Source organism: Serratia sp. (in: enterobacteria) (assembly GCF_046715635.1).
Lineage (GTDB): Bacteria > Pseudomonadota > Gammaproteobacteria > Enterobacterales > Enterobacteriaceae > Chania.
The window spans coordinates 1-18,205 of sequence record NZ_JBKJYW010000273.1; the positions used below are offsets into that span (position 1 = coordinate 1).

The 18,205-nt window shown below is 51.4% G+C and carries 21 protein-coding genes; 11 read left to right on the plus strand and 10 right to left on the minus strand.

Annotated features, from left to right (window positions below; all coding sequences use genetic code 11):
• The 5 genes from ACLQ7H_RS13335 to ACLQ7H_RS13355 form a co-directional block, all read right to left on the minus strand.
• Positions 1-193, minus strand: a 193-nt coding sequence (locus ACLQ7H_RS13335) for an LptA/OstA family protein (protein ID WP_411753088.1), incomplete at its 3' end; no start/stop codon positions are given.
• The gene (lptC, locus tag ACLQ7H_RS13340) at positions 162-740 is read right to left on the minus strand and encodes an LPS export ABC transporter periplasmic protein LptC (protein WP_411753089.1); all 579 of its coding nucleotides are present in this window, start codon (positions 738-740) and stop codon (positions 162-164) included. The genes lptC and ACLQ7H_RS13335, both read right to left, overlap by 32 nt.
• Positions 737-1,291, minus strand: coding sequence for a 3-deoxy-manno-octulosonate-8-phosphatase KdsC (gene kdsC / locus ACLQ7H_RS13345; protein WP_411753090.1), 555 nt, complete (start codon positions 1,289-1,291; stop codon positions 737-739). The genes lptC and kdsC overlap by 4 nt, the downstream gene beginning before the upstream one ends.
• Positions 1,292-1,308: 17 nt before the next feature.
• Complete coding sequence (gene kdsD, locus ACLQ7H_RS13350; RefSeq protein ID WP_411753091.1) at positions 1,309-2,295, minus strand: arabinose-5-phosphate isomerase KdsD; 987 nt, start codon at positions 2,293-2,295, stop codon at positions 1,309-1,311.
• Positions 2,296-2,439: 144 nt separating this feature from the next.
• A complete protein-coding gene (locus ACLQ7H_RS13355) occupies positions 2,440-3,414 on the minus strand; it encodes a calcium/sodium antiporter (RefSeq protein ID WP_411753092.1) in 975 nt (324 codons plus the stop codon).
• Positions 3,415-3,919: 505 nt separating this feature from the next.
• Between ACLQ7H_RS13355 and mlaF the strand changes: the two genes are divergently transcribed.
• The 10 genes from mlaF to ACLQ7H_RS13405 all read left to right on the plus strand — a co-directional run bounded on the left by mlaF (position 3,920) and on the right by ACLQ7H_RS13405 (position 11,730).
• Positions 3,920-4,735 (plus strand): phospholipid ABC transporter ATP-binding protein MlaF, encoded by an 816-nt coding sequence (mlaF, locus tag ACLQ7H_RS13360; RefSeq protein WP_411753093.1) that lies wholly within the window; start codon positions 3,920-3,922, stop codon positions 4,733-4,735.
• 4 nt (positions 4,736-4,739) lie between these two features.
• Entirely contained in the window at positions 4,740-5,522 is a 783-nt protein-coding gene (gene mlaE / locus ACLQ7H_RS13365; RefSeq protein ID WP_021806955.1) for a lipid asymmetry maintenance ABC transporter permease subunit MlaE, read from the plus strand.
• 4 nt (positions 5,523-5,526) lie between these two features.
• A complete protein-coding gene (mlaD, locus tag ACLQ7H_RS13370; RefSeq protein ID WP_411753094.1) occupies positions 5,527-6,069 on the plus strand; it encodes an outer membrane lipid asymmetry maintenance protein MlaD in 543 nt (180 codons plus the stop codon).
• 14 nt (positions 6,070-6,083) lie between these two features.
• Positions 6,084-6,713 (plus strand): phospholipid-binding protein MlaC, encoded by a 630-nt coding sequence (gene mlaC / locus ACLQ7H_RS13375; protein WP_411753095.1) that lies wholly within the window; start codon positions 6,084-6,086, stop codon positions 6,711-6,713.
• The gene (mlaB, locus tag ACLQ7H_RS13380; RefSeq protein WP_411753096.1) at positions 6,713-7,015 is read left to right on the plus strand and encodes a lipid asymmetry maintenance protein MlaB; all 303 of its coding nucleotides are present in this window, start codon (positions 6,713-6,715) and stop codon (positions 7,013-7,015) included. Before mlaC ends, mlaB begins: the two co-directional genes overlap by 1 nt.
• Before the next feature lie 155 nt (positions 7,016-7,170).
• A complete protein-coding gene (gene ibaG, locus ACLQ7H_RS13385) occupies positions 7,171-7,425 on the plus strand; it encodes a BolA family iron metabolism protein IbaG (protein WP_021180689.1) in 255 nt (84 codons plus the stop codon).
• Positions 7,426-7,478: 53 nt separating this feature from the next.
• A complete protein-coding gene (murA, locus tag ACLQ7H_RS13390) occupies positions 7,479-8,738 on the plus strand; it encodes a UDP-N-acetylglucosamine 1-carboxyvinyltransferase (protein WP_411753097.1) in 1,260 nt (419 codons plus the stop codon).
• A gap of 354 nt (positions 8,739-9,092) precedes the next feature.
• The gene (locus tag ACLQ7H_RS13395; protein WP_411753098.1) at positions 9,093-9,809 is read left to right on the plus strand and encodes a DUF4123 domain-containing protein; all 717 of its coding nucleotides are present in this window, start codon (positions 9,093-9,095) and stop codon (positions 9,807-9,809) included.
• A 30-nt stretch (positions 9,810-9,839) separates the two neighbouring features.
• Positions 9,840-10,976, plus strand: coding sequence for a hypothetical protein (locus ACLQ7H_RS13400; protein WP_411753099.1), 1,137 nt, complete (start codon positions 9,840-9,842; stop codon positions 10,974-10,976).
• On the plus strand, positions 10,969-11,730 hold the full coding sequence (locus tag ACLQ7H_RS13405) for a DUF6531 domain-containing protein (protein ID WP_411753100.1): 762 nt from the start codon (positions 10,969-10,971) through the stop codon (positions 11,728-11,730). Before ACLQ7H_RS13400 ends, ACLQ7H_RS13405 begins: the two co-directional genes overlap by 8 nt.
• Positions 11,731-11,926: 196 nt before the next feature.
• Here ACLQ7H_RS13405 and ACLQ7H_RS13410 read toward each other — a convergent pair whose 3' ends face one another.
• From ACLQ7H_RS13410 to ACLQ7H_RS13430, 5 genes are all read right to left on the minus strand, one after another.
• Positions 11,927-14,038, minus strand: coding sequence for a phage tail protein (locus tag ACLQ7H_RS13410; RefSeq protein WP_411753101.1), 2,112 nt, complete (start codon positions 14,036-14,038; stop codon positions 11,927-11,929).
• A 19-nt stretch (positions 14,039-14,057) separates the two neighbouring features.
• A complete protein-coding gene (locus ACLQ7H_RS13415; protein ID WP_411753102.1) occupies positions 14,058-14,882 on the minus strand; it encodes a hypothetical protein in 825 nt (274 codons plus the stop codon).
• A gap of 46 nt (positions 14,883-14,928) precedes the next feature.
• Complete coding sequence (locus tag ACLQ7H_RS13420) at positions 14,929-15,735, minus strand: hypothetical protein (protein ID WP_411753103.1); 807 nt, start codon at positions 15,733-15,735, stop codon at positions 14,929-14,931.
• Between the two features lie 110 nt (positions 15,736-15,845).
• On the minus strand, positions 15,846-17,126 hold the full coding sequence (locus ACLQ7H_RS13425) for a DNA-binding protein (protein ID WP_411753104.1): 1,281 nt from the start codon (positions 17,124-17,126) through the stop codon (positions 15,846-15,848).
• On the minus strand, positions 17,123-17,371 hold the full coding sequence (locus ACLQ7H_RS13430; protein ID WP_411753113.1) for a helix-turn-helix domain-containing protein: 249 nt from the start codon (positions 17,369-17,371) through the stop codon (positions 17,123-17,125). The genes ACLQ7H_RS13425 and ACLQ7H_RS13430 overlap by 4 nt, the downstream gene beginning before the upstream one ends.
• A gap of 173 nt (positions 17,372-17,544) precedes the next feature.
• Between ACLQ7H_RS13430 and ACLQ7H_RS13435 the strand changes: the two genes are divergently transcribed.
• Positions 17,545-18,135, plus strand: coding sequence for a hypothetical protein (locus tag ACLQ7H_RS13435; RefSeq protein WP_411753105.1), 591 nt, complete (start codon positions 17,545-17,547; stop codon positions 18,133-18,135).
• Positions 18,136-18,205 lie beyond the last annotated feature (70 nt).

An 18,205-nucleotide genomic window follows, 5' to 3' on the forward strand; every position in this document is an offset into this window, starting at 1 on the left:
TGGTGCCCTGCTTGATCACCACGTTGTCGGTAAAGGTGCTGACGTTGCTCTGCATATCCAGCGACTGTTTCAGCGAGTCGATACTTACCGGTTGGTCAGAGTCGGATTTCAACGCCAATGCGGGGGAACTGGCGGTCAAAACGAGGCTGACGATCAACAGATTACGGAGTTGTTTTTTGGTTTTGAATTTCATAGTTGGTCTTAACCTTATCAATCAGCTCAGCGGTTTTGTTCCGCAGATTGCCACGCATTTTCATGCCGTTAGAGGTGAAGTTCGTACCGAACAGGGTCACTTCATCATCGGAAGAAACGTCCTGTGTGACCAGATTAATCTGGGCATTATCGGTTTTAATTTTTTCCAGCTGTGAGGTGGTTGTCAAACTGTTCACCTCCACGTGGCCGTACAGATACAGCATGCGGTTTTTGGTCAGTTTGGCGCGATCGGCGCGTATTGACCAGGTGGCCACGGCATTCTCATCAAACAGCGTCATCACTGGTTGGGTGAACCAGCTTAACTCATCGGCGGTATAATATTTAACCTCTTCTGCCACCAGCTTGTAGCTTAGTTGCCCGGCCGGATTGTACACCACGGTCACGGTATGCTGGCTCTGATAGGTCGGGTCTTCGTTGTTGACCGGTACCGAGCTGCCGTCATCGCTGAAGTCGGCCATGTTCCAGCCAATCAGCGCCAGCACGATCACGGTCAGCAAGAGGGTGATCCAAAGTTTGGTTTTACTCATATTGACAGCCCTTTGGCGTCCTCCAGCTTGTTTTGCGCCAGCAGGATCAGGTCACACAGCTCGCGTACTGCACCACGACCACCGTTGATGCGGGTCACATAGTGGGCGCGAGGTAACAAAATTGGATGCGCATCGGCCACCGTGACGGCCAGACCGACTTCGGCCATGACCGGCCAGTCGATCAGATCGTCGCCGATGTAGGCGATCTCATCTGGCATCAGGGACAGTTTATCCAACAGTTCACGGAAGGCCAAAAGCTTATCGGACTGACCCTGATACAGATGGGTGATATCCAGCGTTTTTGCCCGGTCTTCCAACAGCTTGGCTGAACGCCCGGTGATGATGGCCACCTCGATCCCTGAGGTTTTCAGGCAGCGGATGCCGTAGCCGTCACGGACGTTGAAGGCTTTCAGCTCTTCGCCGTTGTTGCCCATGTAGATCAGGCCGTCTGACAGCACGCCGTCGACATCACAAATCAGCAGGCGGATTTTCCCGGCGCGGGCCATGACTTCTTCAGCTACCGGCCCGTAACAGGTTTCAACCAGACTCATGCAGTGGGTTCCTTTCATTAAACGACGCCAGCGCGCAACATGTCATGCATATGTATCACACCCAGCAATTGGTCGCCATCGGCAACCAGCACGGCGGTGATATGGCGTTGCTGCATCAGATTGAGCGCATCGACCGCCAGCAGGTTCGGGCGCACCCGGATACCGCCCAGCGTCATGACATCGGTAATTTTGGCATTATTCAGATCGATGCCCATATCGAACACCCGGCGTAGGTCACCGTCGGTAAAAATACCGGCGATCTTCATCAGATCGTCGCAAATCACCGTCATGCCCAGGTTCTTACGGGTGATTTCCAACAGCGCGTCGCGCAGTGAGGCTTCGGCGCTGACGTGCGGAATTTCGTCGCCGCTGTGCATGATATCGCTAACGCGCAGCAGCAGGCGGCGGCCCAATGCTCCACCAGGGTGAGACAGGGCGAAATCTTCCGGGGTAAAGCCCCGGGCCTTCAGCAGCGCTACGGCTAACGCATCGCCCATGACCAAAGTGGCGGTGGTGCTGGTGGTAGGGGCCAGGCCCAGTGGGCAAGCCTCCTGCGGTACCTTGATGCACAGATGCACTTCTGCCGCCTTGCCCATTGAGCTTTCCGGGTTGTTGGTCATGCAAATCAGTGGGATCTGCTGGCGTTTCAACACCGGGATCAGCGCCAGAATTTCGTTCGACTCACCGGAATTGGAGATCGCCAGCACGATGTCCTGCGCTGAAACCATCCCCAGATCGCCGTGACTGGCCTCCGCTGGATGCACGAAGAACGCCGGGGTTCCGGTGCTGGCCAGCGTAGCGGCAATTTTGCAGCCGATATGGCCGGATTTGCCCATGCCCATGACCACGACTTTACCGCAGCATCCGGCGATCGCCTCACATGCCCGGGTGAAATCCGCATTGATGTACCGATCGAGCTGGGCCAGGCCATCACGCTCAATCTGTAGCACTTCTTTGCCGGCCTGCTGAAAGTCAAAGCCCGGTTGCAACTGGTTAGATGACATACTCATTCCCAACGGTTTTACCCGTCATCCTTCAAGATACAGGGGTGTTGGCTGCCTTCAATTACCCTGGTCACTTAGTGAACTAAGCTCCCAGGGATGCTTTCAGTTGCCGCCTACCTGTATCTCGAATGCTATAGGGTAAAGCTAAAAGAGCTGAAAAGGGTTAAAGAACAGCACTGCAAGATACGCAATAAAGCCACATAATAACAGAGCTCCCGCCAGATGACCGATACGATGTTTGCGGCCAATACACAGCGCGGCAAGCAGGATACCGGCCGCCAGCATCACCCAGTAATCGCGCTGGAAGGCGGCGGGATCGATACTGCCCGGTGACAGCAGGGCCGGGACGCCCAGTACGATCACCGTGTTAAAAATCGTCGAACCGATGATATTCCCTACCGCCATATCATCTTCGCCTTTTAGTGCTCCGGCGATCGAGGTGGCCAATTCGGGCAGGCTGGTGCCGATGGCGATAATCGTCAGGCCAACCACCAGTTCGCTCAGGCCAAAGTAGTGGGCAATCACCGAAGCGTTATCGATGATCATCTTTGATGACAGCGGCAGAATAATGAAGGCCAGCACCAGCCAGAGAATGGCCACGGTGTTGCTGCTGTCCTGCGGCAGTTCGGCGAGTTGCTCCACCGTCAGGCTGTCGTTGCCTTCACGTTGCGCCAGCCTGGCGATTTTCAGCATCAGTAGAATAAAACCGGCGGCGGCCAACAGTAGCAGCACGCCATCGAACCGGCTCAGGGTGTTATCCATCAGCACGTAGCCGCACAGCAGGATAACCCCCAGCATCAGCGGCAGTTCACGCCGCAACACTTCGGAGCGAACCGACAGTGGATGGATCAGGGCCGCCATCCCCAGGATCAGTAAAATATTGGTGATGTTGGAGCCAATCACGTTGCCCACCGCCAGGTTGGTCTGCCCATTGAGGGCAGCGGTGACCGACACAATCAATTCTGGCAACGAAGTGCCAATACCGACTATCGTCATGCCGATAATCAACGGGGGAACCCCCAGCGAACGGCTAATCACCGCCGCACCATAAACTAATCTATCCGCCCCATACACCAGTAAAAATAAACCAACGACTAACAGTACTATTGCGAGAAACATTCAGGGTCCTATATGGGTATACCCGTCGTCTTTCAAGCTGCAGCGTTGTTACCTGCACTCGCCCACCCCAGTCACTTACAAAAGTAAGCTCCTGGGGAGGAATGAGCTTGTCGCTTAGCTGCAGCTTGAAATCCATAGGGTATGATAATCCCGGTTCGTTGGTTAAAGGCCATCATCGGCCAGCTTGCTTACCCTACGTTGTACACAACAACGAATTTTCCCGGTTAAAGATCGAACCATAAGACGGTGACTAATCCTGATGAACTGGCTTTGTAGGGGGCGCTGCATGCTGCGCCCTCAGAAACATACTCAGTTTGTCATCAGTCAGACTTTATTTTTTTGCGTTATTTCCTAATTTTGACCGTCTGGAGCCTAAAAGTAAAACCTATGGCATCATTGGTAGCGTATTGAGGGTAAGTTTCGGTAAAAATAGGGCGTATCGCCCCCTATTGCTTTACCATCACGGATGATTTGGCAAAAAACAGCCTGTACAGGATCAATAAACATGCACCAGAAGGCAGATAATCTGGTCGAAGTGCGCGGCATGAGCTTCTCTCGCGGCGATCGGCTGATATTCGAAGACATCAACCTGACGGTTCCCCGTGGCAAAGTGACGGCCATCATGGGGCCGTCCGGCATTGGTAAAACCACGCTGTTACGCCTGATTGGTGGCCAGTTGAGCCCGGACTGCGGCGAGATCTGGTTTGATGGGGACAACATTCCGGCGTTGTCGCGCCATCAGTTGTATGAGTCGCGCAAGAAGATGAGCATGCTGTTTCAGTCGGGAGCGCTGTTCACCGATCTGACAGTATTTGAGAACGTGGCTTACCCGCTGCGTGAACACAGCCGTCTGCCGGAACCGATCCTGCGCAGTACGGTGCTGATGAAGCTGGAAGCCGTAGGGCTACGTGGCGCGGCAGATCTGATGCCGAACGAACTTTCTGGCGGTATGGCACGGCGCGCCGCTTTAGCTCGTGCTATTGCGCTGGATCCGACATTGATCATGTTCGACGAACCCTTCGTGGGTCAGGATCCGATCACCATGGGCGTACTGGTCAAGCTAATCGATGAGCTGAACCACGCGCTTGGCATCACCTGCATTGTGGTATCCCATGATGTGCCAGAAGTGTTGAGTATCGCGGATTACGCCTATATTGTGGCGGATCACCATGTGATTGCCGAAGGCTCGGCAGCGCAATTACAGAACAATCCTGATGCGCGAGTGCGACAGTTTCTGGATGGTATTGCCGATGGGCCGGTACCATTCCGTTACCCTGCCGGTGATTATCAGACTGAGCTTTTAGGGGAAGGGAGTAAATAACCTCATGTTTTTAAAGGCGTTAGCGTCGTTAGGGCGCCGTGGCATCAACACCAGCGCAGCCTTTGGACGCGCCGGGTTGATGCTGTTCCACGCGCTGATCGGGCGCCCGGAGCCGCGTAAACAATGGCCGCTGCTGCTCAAACAGCTACACAGTGTGGGTGTGCAGTCGCTGTTGATCATCATGGTTTCCGGCTTGTTTATCGGCATGGTGTTAGGGCTGCAAGGTTACATCGTCCTCACCACCTACAGTGCCGAGGCGAGCCTGGGCATGATGGTGGCGTTGTCATTACTGCGTGAACTGGGGCCGGTGGTGACCGCTCTGCTGTTCGCTGGCCGCGCCGGTTCGGCTTTGACTGCTGAAATCGGCCTGATGAAGGCCACCGAGCAGCTCTCCAGTTTGGAAATGATGGCGATCGATCCGCTGCGGCGTATTGTTGCTCCACGTTTCTGGGCCGGCCTTATCAGCATGCCGCTGCTGACGATTATTTTCGTGGCCATCGGCATCTGGGGCGGCGCGATTGTCGGCGTGGACTGGAAGGGGATCGACAGCGGTTTCTTCTGGTCGGCGATGCAAGGGGCCGTTGAATGGCGTCAGGATTTACTTAACTGCCTGATCAAGAGCGTGGTATTTGCCATTACCGTTAGCTGGATTGCGATCTTCAATGGTTACGATGCGGTACCGACCTCTGAAGGGATTAGTCAGGCAACGACAAGGACCGTGGTACATTCGTCACTGGCGGTGTTGGGATTGGATTTCGTGCTGACTGCACTGATGTTTGGGAATTGATTAGATGCAAACGAAGAAGAGTGAAATCTGGGTTGGGGCGTTTATGCTGATTGCGCTGTGCGCCATCGTCTTCCTCTGCCTCCAGGTGGCCAATATTAAATCGATCGGTAATGAACCGACTTACCGTATCTACGCCACTTTCGATAATATCGGTGGTTTGAAAGCACGTTCACCGGTGAAGATCGGTGGGGTGATGATTGGCCGGGTTGCGGCTATCTCCCTCGATCCGAAGACCTACACGCCACGCGTGGCGCTGGATATCCAGCAACAATACAACCAGATCCCGGATACCAGCTCGTTGGCGATCCGCACCTCCGGCCTGCTGGGGGAGCAGTATCTGGCGCTGAACGTCGGTTTTGAAGATCCCGAGATGGGTACGACTATCCTTAAAGATGGCGGGACCATTCAGGACACCAAGTCAGCCATGGTGCTGGAAGACTTGATCGGCCAGTTCCTCTACAAGAGCGGTGGTCAGGATAGCTCCACTCCGCCGGATGGCACTGCTCCGGCACCGGATGCCGCTGCACATTCCGCTACAACTCATTAATCGAGGAAACCTGCATGTTTAAACGTTTTTTAATGGTTGCCCTGCTGGTGGTTGCACCGCTAGCTAATGCGGTCGATCAGACTAACCCATACAGCCTGATGCAAGACGCTGCGCAGAAAACCTTCACCCGCCTGAAAAGCGAGCAGCCAAAAATCAAGCAGGATCCCAACTACCTGCGCACCATCGTGCATGAAGAACTGATGCCGTTCGTACAGGTGAAATATGCCGGTGCGTTGGTACTGGGCCGTTACTACAAAGACGCCACGCCAGCTCAGCGTGAAGCTTACTTCGCCGCCTTCCAGGCTTATCTGGAGCAGGCGTATGGCCAGGCACTGGCTATGTACCAGGGCCAGACCTATCAGATCGAACCGGAACAGCCGCTGGGTAATGCCGATATCATTGCGATCCGCGTGGCCATCATCGATAAAGGTGGCCGCCCGCCGGTGCGTCTGGATTTCCAATGGCGTAAGAACAGCAAAACCGGCCACTGGCAGGCATATGACATGATCGCCGAAGGCGTCAGCATGATTACCACCAAGCAGAATGAGTGGGCTTCAACCCTGCGCCTCAAAGGCGTAGACGGTTTGACCCAGCAGCTGCAAGCGGCCGCCAAACAGCCGATCACCCTGGATCAGAAAAACTGATGGCCGCAGCGCTGAGCTGGGTATCACAACAGCAAACGCTGGTGCTGAGCGGCGAGCTGGATCGTGAGACGTTATTGCCGCTGTGGCAGCAACGTGAGATGTTGTTGGCGGATAAAACCGTGATTGATGTGGCTCAGTTGCAGCGCGTGGACTCTTCCGGCCTGGCCCTGCTGCTGCATTTACGTGAGCAACGGCGTCAGCAGGGAATTGAGATAAAAATTTCCGGCATCACTGAACGGTTGCAAACGCTGATCACGCTCTACAATTTGTCAGCAATAATGCCTGTCGAAACCGCTAGTTAGCCACATTTTTGGCTGTTCTACCGGGAAAAATCAGTTAAAGGCCCCTGTTGCTCAGGGGCTTTTTCTTTGGTTTAAGAAAGCGGCGGATTCCACTAAGATAGACGCCAAGAAGTCGCCTCGGGTGACTATGATCCTTCGATGCAGAATTGGATACTATGGAAAATAGCGAAATTAAAGACGTGCTGATGAAGGCGCTGGCACTGGAAGAAGCGCATGTGACCGGCGATGGCAGCCATTTTCAGGTGATCGCCGTGGGTGAACTGTTCGCCACCATGAGCCGAGTCAAGAAACAGCAAGCCGTCTATGCGCCGCTGATGGAATACATCGCGGACAACCGCATTCATGCTTTGTCGATCAAGGCATATACCCCAGAAGAGTGGCAGCGGGATCGCAAACTCAACGGATTTTAAGGCTGTTTGCCCAGCGGGCAGGCAGCTCAGAACAGATAACAGAGAGTAGTTAAATGGATAAATTTCGTGTGCATGGCCCGACCCGTCTTAGCGGTGAAGTGACCATTTCCGGGGCGAAAAACGCCGCCCTGCCGATCCTGTTTGCCGCCCTGCTGGCGGAAGAGCCTGTCGAACTGCAAAACGTCCCGAAGCTGAAGGACATTGACACCACCATCAAACTGCTCAGCCAGTTGGGCACCAAGATCGAGCGTAACGGTTCGGTCTATGTTGATGCCAGTGGCGTGAACGAGTTTTGTGCTCCCTACGATCTGGTGAAAACCATGCGTGCCTCCATTTGGGCATTGGGGCCGCTGGTAGCACGCTTTGGCCGTGGCCAGGTATCACTGCCAGGCGGTTGTGCCATTGGTGCCCGTCCGGTTGATCTGCACATTACCGGCCTGGAGCAACTGGGTGCGGAAATCAAACTGGAAGAGGGCTACGTCAAGGCCTCTGTGGAAGGGCGCCTGAAGGGCGCACATATCGTGATGGATAAGGTCAGCGTAGGCGCGACCGTCACTATCATGAGTGCTGCAACTCTGGCGACCGGTACCACCATCATCGAGAACGCGGCGCGTGAGCCGGAAATCGTCGATACCGCCAACTTCCTCAACACGCTGGGTGCCAAAATCAGCGGCGCAGGCACGGACAGGATCACCATCGAAGGCGTTGAGCGCTTAGGTGGCGGGGTTTACCGTGTGCTGCCAGACCGTATCGAAACCGGTACCTTCCTGGTTGCCGCTGCCGTTTCCGGTGGCAAGGTGCTGTGCCGCAATACCCGTCCAGATACGCTGGATGCGGTGTTGGCCAAACTGCGTGAAGCAGGGGCTGAAATCGAAGTGGGTGAAGACTGGATCAGCCTGGACATGCATGGCAAACGCCCGAAAGCGGTAACCCTGCGTACGGCTCCACACCCTGGTTTCCCAACCGATATGCAGGCGCAGTTCAGCCTGTTGAACCTGGTAGCGGAAGGGACCGGCGTGATCACCGAGACGATCTTCGAAAACCGCTTTATGCACGTGCCTGAGCTGATCCGTATGGGCGCACATGCAGAAATCGAGAGCAACACCGTGATTTGCCACGGCGTAGAGCAGCTTTCTGGTGCACAGGTGATGGCGACCGATCTGCGTGCCTCTGCCAGCCTGGTATTGGCAGGCTGTATTGCCGAAGGCGTAACGGTGGTGGATCGTATTTATCACATCGACCGCGGCTACGAGCGCATTGAAGACAAACTGCGTGCGCTGGGTGCCAATATCGAACGTGTGAAAGGCGAGTAATCGCAACAGCTAATAACCTATGCCCCTTCTATGGGGCATAGGTATTTCAACAGCTTAGTGCCCCTCCTCAATCCTTCCTTGGTTGCCCGATCTAAACCATTAATCAGGTTTATGATTAAAAAATATACTATAAAAAATTTTAATGTTTACAACGACATTTTTGCGATTAACCGTCTGTAAACATTGATATCAGCTTTTATCCTCATTACTCTACGCTCTGGTAAATACTCCAGTCATGCTAATGCTATTCCCGCTAAAAGCGCCAGTTCGGTCGTATTTTAATCGGGGAAGACGCGTTATTGCCATTTGCGCGACCGCCACACTCATTATTTGCGTCGTCAAGGAAGAACAGACATGCAACAGACCTTACCGGGCTGGCTGAGGAACACGGCTGGCACGCCGTTATACGCCGTTCTGGCCAATACCAACGGTGCTGAAGGCATCAAAGCCTATTACCGTGAGGACGGCAGCCGCACGCCTTTCGGGCTTTATGCCAACACGCAATATGCCAACTGGTTTGAAGTGATGCCGGTGCTGGTGCAAATCAATGAAGGTAGCCCATTCCTGCGCTGGGTGGCAGAGACGCCCCTGCGCAACTGGGGCTGGCTGGCGCGTTCGCCGCTGCCGCAGACCATCATTACGGACCATCTTCGTGGCCTGACCCAGGTGATCATGTCTTCTGGTAAAGAGGTATTTTTCCGCTACTGGGATGGCCGGTTTCTCCCCACCTACTTTGATTATTACGGCGACCACTGGGGCGAGATCCTGCCGGTCTTTTCCGCTTATTGGGTTAATAGCCGAGCTTTCACCTGCCCGGTAAACCCTGGTGCGCCGTTACAGGCGTTCCCTTGGTGGCGAGTCCCTCAAGGTGTGGTGGATGCGTTGCTGGATGAAAGCGTATTGCCGTTGGTACTCAATATCCGCCAGATCCTGCGCCAAGACTATCCCGAAATAATCGCCCGGTGGCCCGACGCGATACTGGATAAAAAAATACGTCGCCTGCTTACTCCGCAGCGACGTCACGATCCCCAGATCCTGGCTGAGATCTTGCGCACCCTCGAAGAGTCATAATTATCATGGAGAGCCAATGTCATGGATAACATGTTCGAACTATGTCGCAAGCTGAATGCTGGACGCAGTGCGATGTGTGGCAAGCCCCCGCTGCCTACTATGCCGCACAAAGAGGTTGAATATGCGGCCATGATCGCCGATTTCAGCCAGGTGATTGAAAGCTACAAGGTGAAGAGCAGGCACTGGCTTTATGGGCCAAAGCTCACCATGAAACAGCAGATCCGCGTGGGTGATATGAAAAGCCAGAATGCCAAACTGTCCGATAGCACGATCGGCGTCGCCATGGCCTGTGGGAGAGAAACGCAGCAAATTACCCTGACCCACGCTTTCCGTTCTACTTTTTACCTGCCCATTCCAAACGCCAGTTACCAGTTGGTTAAACGCCCAAAGCCCTCTCCCTTTGAAAAGGTCGCCTACTTAAGCGCCGGGCACGATCCCATACGGCTTGACCCTGGTCGGGATATTCCTTTGGATCCCGGTAGCAATCCCGGCCCACTCCATTTCGATCAACAGGGTAAGGCTACCATTACCTTACCCCCTTGCCAGGCCGGGTATGACTATGTGCTGCTGGTCAATCCCGATATCACCGAGAAGGATAAAGCTAATTTATATCAATCCTATCAGGCGGTAATTAAGGAATATTCCGACTTTCTGGTTAAGAAATGGGAGACGTCACAACGGGCTGAATGGGCGCGCTTTATTAAGATAGGAGCAGAGGTCAACGTGCTGGAAGCAGCGGCAGAGTTTATGAACGGGGCACTTTCTCAACTTACTCAGCTTTTCAAAACCCTTGAAGAGGTGTGGAGGTGGCTGACTAATGTCGACAAGTACGCCGACAAATTACGGGCATTTTTTGACGATGACGGTCTGGCGAAGTTAAAGGCCATGGCAGAACAAGGCAGCGAAGAGCTGAAAGATTCCCTGAGCCTGTTGAGTGACGAGATCATGATGTTCATTATGGGCACAGCCATCTACAACTACTTCCAGTTACTGACCCCACAGCAACTCGCCAACTTTCTTGCCAACGCCTTTGGTAACCTGCTGGTGATGTTTGCCCTGATGCTGGTTCTGCCCGCCGAGTTGTGCAAAAAAATGCTGTCTACATTGGATTCGCTCAGCGGCCTGGTTCATACCTCAGATGAAGGTAAGGCAGCTCATCATGGCTAAAAAACCGATGAACATCATCGTGGCGAGGCTAATCAGTCAGGATCTTGCCAAGCTGTACCAACTTCCTCTCGAAGTGAAAAAACGTCTCAAAGGAACCCCAGCCCAAGGGGCAATCCCCTTTAATCCTGAGCATTACAAAACCGCCACCCAATCCCGAGTGGGTGAGTTAACCAACCACACCAATGCGGAAATGGTGTACCGGGCTGGCACCAACAAAGTGGTGGTCAAGTCAACAGCTCCTAATGCGAACGCCAGTGCGCAAACTCCCGGTGGCGACAGTGCCCTTCCTGCGGCCAAGACGCGTGACAGTGGCGATCCGGTATCTCTATTTTCTGGTGAAGAATTACTCACCTTAAGTGATATCACCCTGCCCGGTATCCTACCCTTTGTCTGGCGACGCTTCTACCGCAGCAGCGGTATCGAACAGCGTGACGCACTGGGCTGGGGCTGGAGTCATAGCGCCAACCCACAGTTGATCTTCGGCGTTGATGAGCAGACACAGGAAGCCGTTGCCTGGTTCTTCGATGATGAAAACCGTGTCACCCGTTTCCTGTTGCCAACCCCGCAAACGCCGCTTACCACCAATCGTCTTGGCGACGGTGTCATCAGCCTGAAGCAGGATGAGTTCAGCAACGAATATTGTGTGCAGTGGAGCGAAGGACAAGGCACCTATCACTTCCTGCGTGACGGTGATGCCAGCTGGTTCCGAAGTATCAGTGATGGCTATGGTAACCGTGTTAACGCCAGTTTGTAGCGCGGCGAAATATATCGGACTGTTTTGCGCATTATTCCGGACTAGAAATCGCGGTGATAAATTGGGATTTCGGATAGTCCAAAACAAAACGCAAAAGAGAATTTACCGCCTGCATCTGACACCCATTAAACTAACAGCTAACCATCTGGATAGTTAGCTGTTCAAAGCAAGGTTATTCCTATATTTTGTAATTCAATCAGTTAGTTGCGGATATTGTAAGCGCTGCGTCTGAGAAGGTAGTTATAGACCTTGCAGAAGCACTATTATGACTAATTGCGATTGAGTAAGCTCTGCTGTCCCCTCGGACAGTCCAAGATGCATTGAATACATTCTTACCTAACGCTGCTACAGCATACGCCGGATAGTTAGCTACACCATCGACCTGGAGGTACAAAATGACTGAGTCCCCAGGCGCTAAACCGTTCAATCCAAGCGTGACCTGCAATAGATAATTTCGACCGTCGCTCGCCGATAAAACTCCTGTAGATGTATCGTATACATAATTACTCCCCTCTAACACAGTATTAAAGGCGACAGTCGTGACCGTGTTTGCTGCAATCGATAGCCCGGTAGTCCTTCTGATACGCGAAAAATAACTACTTGGAAACTGGGAATACTTGTACCGCGTCGGCAATCCTGCCCTCTCAAGTTGAGGAGAAGAAAATATTATCCTCGTATCACCAGCCGCTATCGTCTCAAACTTAACCTCAATATCAATGTGTGATGCCGCGGGGCCGCTTGAAGGTGGCACAACAAACCCATCATTAACATAAAGCACGGGCCGGTCTGCGGTGGCTACATACACACGAACAGGGCTGGCACGTAAAAGAGTCCCAGTAACCGATATCAGGCGCATGGATAGTGTAACTTTGGTATTCGTCGTTACCTCTCCGGGTTTTTGGGAATAGTTAGAACTTGCGTTAATGCTAAAGCAAATCGGTGTATATACGTTAATCGGCCCTGTTTGATGTCTATACCGCAAATATCCCGCCGCACCAGCGGGGTTAGAATAGGAGTTGATATCCATAAGACCGATACCATTCCCAATCGTTACCTTTTTTGTAGGTGCATTTAACCCGCTGAGATCTAGCGTCCAGTTAAACGGATCGCTGGTCGGCGTCAATGATTGAAATGATGTGTTGTTGATAAGGTTTTCGGTCGGAAGAACCATGGAATCCTTAGTGATCCCCCACTGTTTCCCAACCCATTCACTGGGTGTTACCTCCATACCATTGCTCTTGATATATGCCATCAGATCAGGCAACCAAGAGACAAATGAGTGCGTATAGAAGCACACATAAGCACCCACCGTTTTTGCATAGTCAATATATTGCTTTGCTCTTTCAAAAGTGATGCTTTCGATTGCAACACGAACCATGTTGTAGCGATCTGTTCCTGGCAAATTGACAGCATTAGTGTTGTTGGTCATGGTTGCGGAACGAATATATGCATAGTCATAGCAAGCTTTTAATTTAGGGATGAATTTCGATGCAAGTACCGAACCAGGGGCAATAAACCCATGAGGATTAAACCCCATTTGACTAAATTCAAGTTGAGATGTTTCAAGCCAAGACTCACCAACCGATAGCTCGACAGTATCATCAAAAACAAAGCCATTCATCGAGTGAGATAAAATCTCACCATTGAGGGCGCGGCAAGAATCTATCATCTCAGGAAGCGTGACATAATTGTATCCAGACGCAATGCCATGATGAAAAGGACCGATGCAAGCCCTAAAACTATTGGCGATAGCTACGGGTAATAAATCTGATTTTGTTACTGCGTTAGCATCATCGAAAATGATTGTCGCACCAGGATAGTTTAAGCGATCAACTTTCCCTGACAGCGTATCGAAGGTGACTCTGTCCACAACAGCTACATTCTCATCAACCAAAAGGTTTACGGCGGCGGCATTATCAACATTAATAATAATCTCGATGAATATTTGTTTTCGAGTTCCCGACGTTGGGAGGGGCTTGAATGTTTCAGGGTAATTTGATACGGCAATCATCGTGCCTTTGTCATCAAAAAGCCCAACCTCTCGAATGTACCATCCTCCAACACTTGTTGGTATTAAACCCTCGGCAAGTATCTGATTGGAAACATCAGAAACGGTACGCAAATTGTTGATCGGGTTTCGCCACGTTTCGCCACGCAATTGCGTTTGCGCCGGTGTTGGCGTGTACTGCTGTCCCGCACCATCCCCCACCGCGATATCGGTGATCCTTACCGGGATGTTAGTAATCAATGCTTGTGCTAAAGCAATTTTTCCGGCGTCGGTTAGAATAGCAAAGAATTCGCCAGCCATGATGCAGCTCCTAATAATTTCATTTAGGGTAAATAGTGACAATCTCACCGCTGGTTGATGCAGTGGTATAGATAGGACTCAGTTTTCCATGGGTAGAATCAGTAATGGGAATATAAATAAGTCGTCCAAAGCGTCCGAATGTTGCATCTGATGACTTTGACATGTCAGGCAGAATGATGGCTTTAGTCTCAAGTCCGGCAAGTTCACTTTCATTATTAATAAGCTTTAGAATCACTGCAGGATCAAATGATAACCGATAGAACTCCAACAATGTTGGCTCATTATTTTCAGCAAGATTTCTCCCTTCATACCTCAATGCATACTCACCCTGTGCCTCATTGAAGATAGGTAATATTTCGCTGCCGGAGTGTTTATAACTGACACGTAAAATTGATAAGCCGGGTGTTAATAAAAATTCTATAACTCCCCAGGCTGGTTCCACATGATAATCAATATGTTCTGACAAACCGGTTATCGAAAGTGCCCAAACCTCCTGATGAGGTAAAGCGATACGGTCTCCAGCCTTTATGCCACTAGGCAAATCAAAACTTTCTATAACCCCAGACGGAGAGGTTGTTAATGTAGAACCCATCAGCAAAGAGAGGTTTTCAAGTGAAAAGGAATGCCATGTTGATTCAATCTCCCCGCCAAGCTCGGTGATATATCGCTGGTTGACAGAGAGTTGCCCATGAACAGAACTTTTTGTCGTTTTACCTTCGAAACTGAGTGAGACATTTAGAGTTGAAACGTCCCCAAGCCATCGCCAAATCAACAACGGGTTATCATCACGCTTGGCAAGGAAAACTTTACCTTGTCCGTAGTAGTAAGGTTGAGTCTGCATCATAACTCAACCTCTCTAATGGATCTCAATAACACGCTGTCGAGGATATTCATGAAACTATACCTTCAGGTTGCTCCGGCTCTGTTGGTGGCTCATTAACATAGTGACCCTCGGGCAATTCAATTACCCACTGGTTCATCGATGTAATATCGTCACGGATGGATTTAATCGTAACCGAGTGAATGGCGTTTTCAGAAGAAAGCTCAGATGAGTAAGGTAACACCAGGGTTTCAACACTAACAGTCTCAGTCCAGACGGATTCCTGAGTGTCAAGTTTTACGATAGTAATCACATAATTCACTCCCAATTCTGGGCCTATGCTGCTTTCTAGATAATCAATCAACCTGTCAGCTTGCAGTTGCCTGTCACGGTGTGACCAGGTTAAAATATATTCTTCTGCAGGCTCTGCAACGAGGGGATAGAGTTCGTCATTTAAGCGAATGTTTCCCGGTAAATATGGTTTTGCCTGGCGAGCTGAGAATGTCAAATGCTCAATTGGGGCCTGCAAAGGGTCTAGCATTTGTTGTGATGTGCGAGCCAACAACCTCACGTCTATCGTCTCCCCTGCCAAATATTCTCGGCCATCACCTTCTATTGCATTCTGAAAAAATCGCAGAGAAGACCCAATTGGATGGAGGGTCGGTAATGTATCTGCGCATCCTCGCCCGACAGTGATTATTCCGTTGATGAGATCAACCCCATCAATGCGAACGATCTCATCATTGATAATGGCACCAGAGCCAATAGCAGGAGATTGGACTAAGTTGACCTTCAAAGTTTTGCTAAAACGCCCTACTGCCTGGTTTAAGGTTACTGTTGGTGTCCAATCGGCATTACCTGTTGTTTGCCAACTCATACCGTCAGCACGTGTTTGCAGAAGATAGTTAATGGTAGTAGGGGTGGGTGCGGTAGCCATTACGCCAAGATAACCGACTTCAACCGGAACAGCAGCCAGCTCTGCGGCTGTCAGGTTATCCGCTCAGGAATAACGGCGTTAAGGCGTTCAATAATACCGCGAGCCTGCGGGTTGCCTGGGATACCGGTCATGTGTTCTATGCCCATACGCGGAAATATCCCGGTAATTTCAGCATCTAATGTTTTGTTTTTCTGGCCGCCGCCATTATCCGAATAAACAAATAACGGCTTGCCGAAATGCCTCATACCAAAGCGGTAAGCATCGGCGACACCTATCGTGTTTTCCGACAGAGATAAACTCCAACCGACCACAAACCGGGTGCGGCCATCAATAACCAAGGTTATCTCTGGCGTAAATGGGCGCCCATGGATTGGGTGCGCCACTTTCATATCCATGGATTTACCATCGCTGATCCAGATGCCATTAACCGGCATCTGCTCCCAATCGCGCTTGGAGTAAACCTCATAGGCTTTTTTGGCTGAACCGGTAACACGCCCCTGGACACGGGAACGCAGCGGTAATTTGTTCACACGACGCAACACGGCATCATAAGACGGCAAAGCCTTGCGCATAGCCGGTTCCTCTCTATAAATCTCGCTCCACTCCTTACGGAATGAACGGTAAGCCTCCCGAACGCTGGGGCCGTTCCTGTTGGCGTAGTGCGCCCAAAACATGCCATAGAACCAGGAGCTATCCTCTGGGTTCTTACGCTTGTTTTGTCCTGGTGCCAGCATGGCCAGGCGCTCCAGTCCTGGCTGGGTAGCCTGGAAGATTGAGACCCATTCCTGCAAGCTACTGCGGCTGATACCAACCCGCGAACCCTTGCGGGCATTGGCCAAATCAGCGGCGGCCAGCAGGTTCTCAGGCAGCGAGCCACCACGGGAGCCGTCAACGATATAATTCACGGCTGACAGGCGGGACAATCCGGCATTACGTAATCTTTCCACCTCCGAGGCCAACAGGGCGCGAGCGTCGGCAATATTCTTTTGGTCATCGGTTAAAGAGCACACTTCACGCTCAACCAGGGCAGGACATTGGCGCATTAGCTCCAGTTCCTGGCGCGGTTTTACTGCGACATGCTTCACCGGCAAATCGGCTGACTTGCAACCGGATTGCTCCAGCACCGATTTATAGTGGCGCTGGCGAACAACCTCGCGAGCCTCTGCAGGCAGGCAATCGAGGTGGTATTCGAAAGCTTTAGTCCCTTCGCGCTTACGTGCCAATTCCGGGGAGTTCCCTGCTAACTTGCTCATTGCCTCGCGTATACCTTTCGCTGTCGCGGGCATTCCTGGCAAGCCAACCAATTCCTTTGCGACAAAGAACATATTCATGATGCCTTACGCATATAGCTTTCAGTTTCATAACGGCTGGGCCAGATAATCTCTGGTGCAACTCCCAGGGCATCAGCAACGATCTGCTGATAAGGCTTGCATGGGGTACGAAGAACGGTTTTGAGCGAATCTCTTTTGTAGCCAGCTTTAACGGAAAGAGCGCGAAACGACAATCCACGCTTGTGGATCTCCGCCTTGATGATTTCAGGATGCCAATCGGCACGCAGATCTTCTCTTTGGGTCATCATTCATCTATCCTAAAAAGTTATCTGTGCGGATAACCGGAGGGTTATCCCTACAGGTAAAGAATAAGACCAAAAAGAACGAATATCAAGGATTGCCATGGTATTTTTGTTAATTCTTTTTGCTCTTTTAATTCGTTATATTTATCATGCAGTTACGCATCAAGGAACGTAGTATGGGAAAAGTACCAGAACGTTCTTTTACTGGAGAGGTAAAAGAACCTGTGATTCACCGACTGTTTCAGCTAGTAGATCGTTACCCATCTAGATCCCAGGCAGCCAGGGCTTGGGATATGAATGTCAGCACTCTGCAGAATTACTACAAGCGTAAGGATATTGCGCCCACACCACGCAAAGCACACTTGTTAAAGATTGCAGAGCAAGAAGGTGTCTCTTTGGAATGGCTTCTAACCGGTAAGGGGAAAGGGCCAGACGCAGAACACTTTAAGAATGAAAAGAACGAGTTGCAAAAGAGCGAAACATCCGAGCCTCAATCAAAGTCCTACAACCGCACGAGTAAGACCGACGAAATAATTTTAGAAATGCTGTCGTTTCTGGCCCCTGACGAAAAGAAAAAAATCGTTGAGGTGTTTGTCCGTAAAGGGGTTGAAACCGTCCTCTATCTCCTTGATGAAAACAGCATCAAATTGTTACAGCTCCCTGATGATGAGAAAGAGCGACTGCTGGCGTTGCACGAAGCTAAAAAAGGGGCATCTGAGGGAGATCAAGAAAGTGAGTTGACCCGCCCAACGCATAAGGCCGGGTGAGACGTTAACGCCTCATCCATGTGCATTAGAGATATAGATCGGTGTGTGTTATAAAAGCCTTACAAATACC

Bases quoted from the DNA above. Each gene is read 5' to 3' on its own strand.
- murA (WP_411753097.1), top strand. From the start codon at position 7,479: ATGGATAAATTTCGTGTGCATGGCCCGACCCGTCTTAGCGGTGAAGTG.
- ibaG (WP_021180689.1), top strand. From the start codon at position 7,171: ATGGAAAATAGCGAAATTAAAGACGTGCTGATGAAGGCGCTGGCACTG.
- mlaC (WP_411753095.1), top strand. From the start codon at position 6,084: ATGTTTAAACGTTTTTTAATGGTTGCCCTGCTGGTGGTTGCACCGCTA.
- ACLQ7H_RS13435 (WP_411753105.1), top strand. From the start codon at position 17,545: ATGGGAAAAGTACCAGAACGTTCTTTTACTGGAGAGGTAAAAGAACCT.
- mlaB (WP_411753096.1), top strand. From the start codon at position 6,713: ATGGCCGCAGCGCTGAGCTGGGTATCACAACAGCAAACGCTGGTGCTG.
- ACLQ7H_RS13430 (WP_411753113.1), bottom strand. From the start codon at position 17,371: ATGACCCAAAGAGAAGATCTGCGTGCCGATTGGCATCCTGAAATCATC.
- ACLQ7H_RS13405 (WP_411753100.1), top strand. From the start codon at position 10,969: ATGGCTAAAAAACCGATGAACATCATCGTGGCGAGGCTAATCAGTCAG.
- mlaE (WP_021806955.1), top strand. From the start codon at position 4,740: ATGTTTTTAAAGGCGTTAGCGTCGTTAGGGCGCCGTGGCATCAACACC.
- mlaD (WP_411753094.1), top strand. From the start codon at position 5,527: ATGCAAACGAAGAAGAGTGAAATCTGGGTTGGGGCGTTTATGCTGATT.
- ACLQ7H_RS13395 (WP_411753098.1), top strand. From the start codon at position 9,093: ATGCAACAGACCTTACCGGGCTGGCTGAGGAACACGGCTGGCACGCCG.
- lptC (WP_411753089.1), bottom strand. From the start codon at position 740: ATGAGTAAAACCAAACTTTGGATCACCCTCTTGCTGACCGTGATCGTG.
- kdsD (WP_411753091.1), bottom strand. From the start codon at position 2,295: ATGTCATCTAACCAGTTGCAACCGGGCTTTGACTTTCAGCAGGCCGGC.
- ACLQ7H_RS13400 (WP_411753099.1), top strand. From the start codon at position 9,840: ATGTTCGAACTATGTCGCAAGCTGAATGCTGGACGCAGTGCGATGTGT.
- ACLQ7H_RS13355 (WP_411753092.1), bottom strand. From the start codon at position 3,414: ATGTTTCTCGCAATAGTACTGTTAGTCGTTGGTTTATTTTTACTGGTG.
- ACLQ7H_RS13410 (WP_411753101.1), bottom strand. From the start codon at position 14,038: ATGGCTGGCGAATTCTTTGCTATTCTAACCGACGCCGGAAAAATTGCT.
- ACLQ7H_RS13415 (WP_411753102.1), bottom strand. From the start codon at position 14,882: ATGATGCAGACTCAACCTTACTACTACGGACAAGGTAAAGTTTTCCTT.
- mlaF (WP_411753093.1), top strand. From the start codon at position 3,920: ATGCACCAGAAGGCAGATAATCTGGTCGAAGTGCGCGGCATGAGCTTC.
- kdsC (WP_411753090.1), bottom strand. From the start codon at position 1,291: ATGAGTCTGGTTGAAACCTGTTACGGGCCGGTAGCTGAAGAAGTCATG.
- ACLQ7H_RS13425 (WP_411753104.1), bottom strand. From the start codon at position 17,126: ATGAATATGTTCTTTGTCGCAAAGGAATTGGTTGGCTTGCCAGGAATG.
- ACLQ7H_RS13420 (WP_411753103.1), bottom strand. From the start codon at position 15,735: ATGAGTTGGCAAACAACAGGTAATGCCGATTGGACACCAACAGTAACC.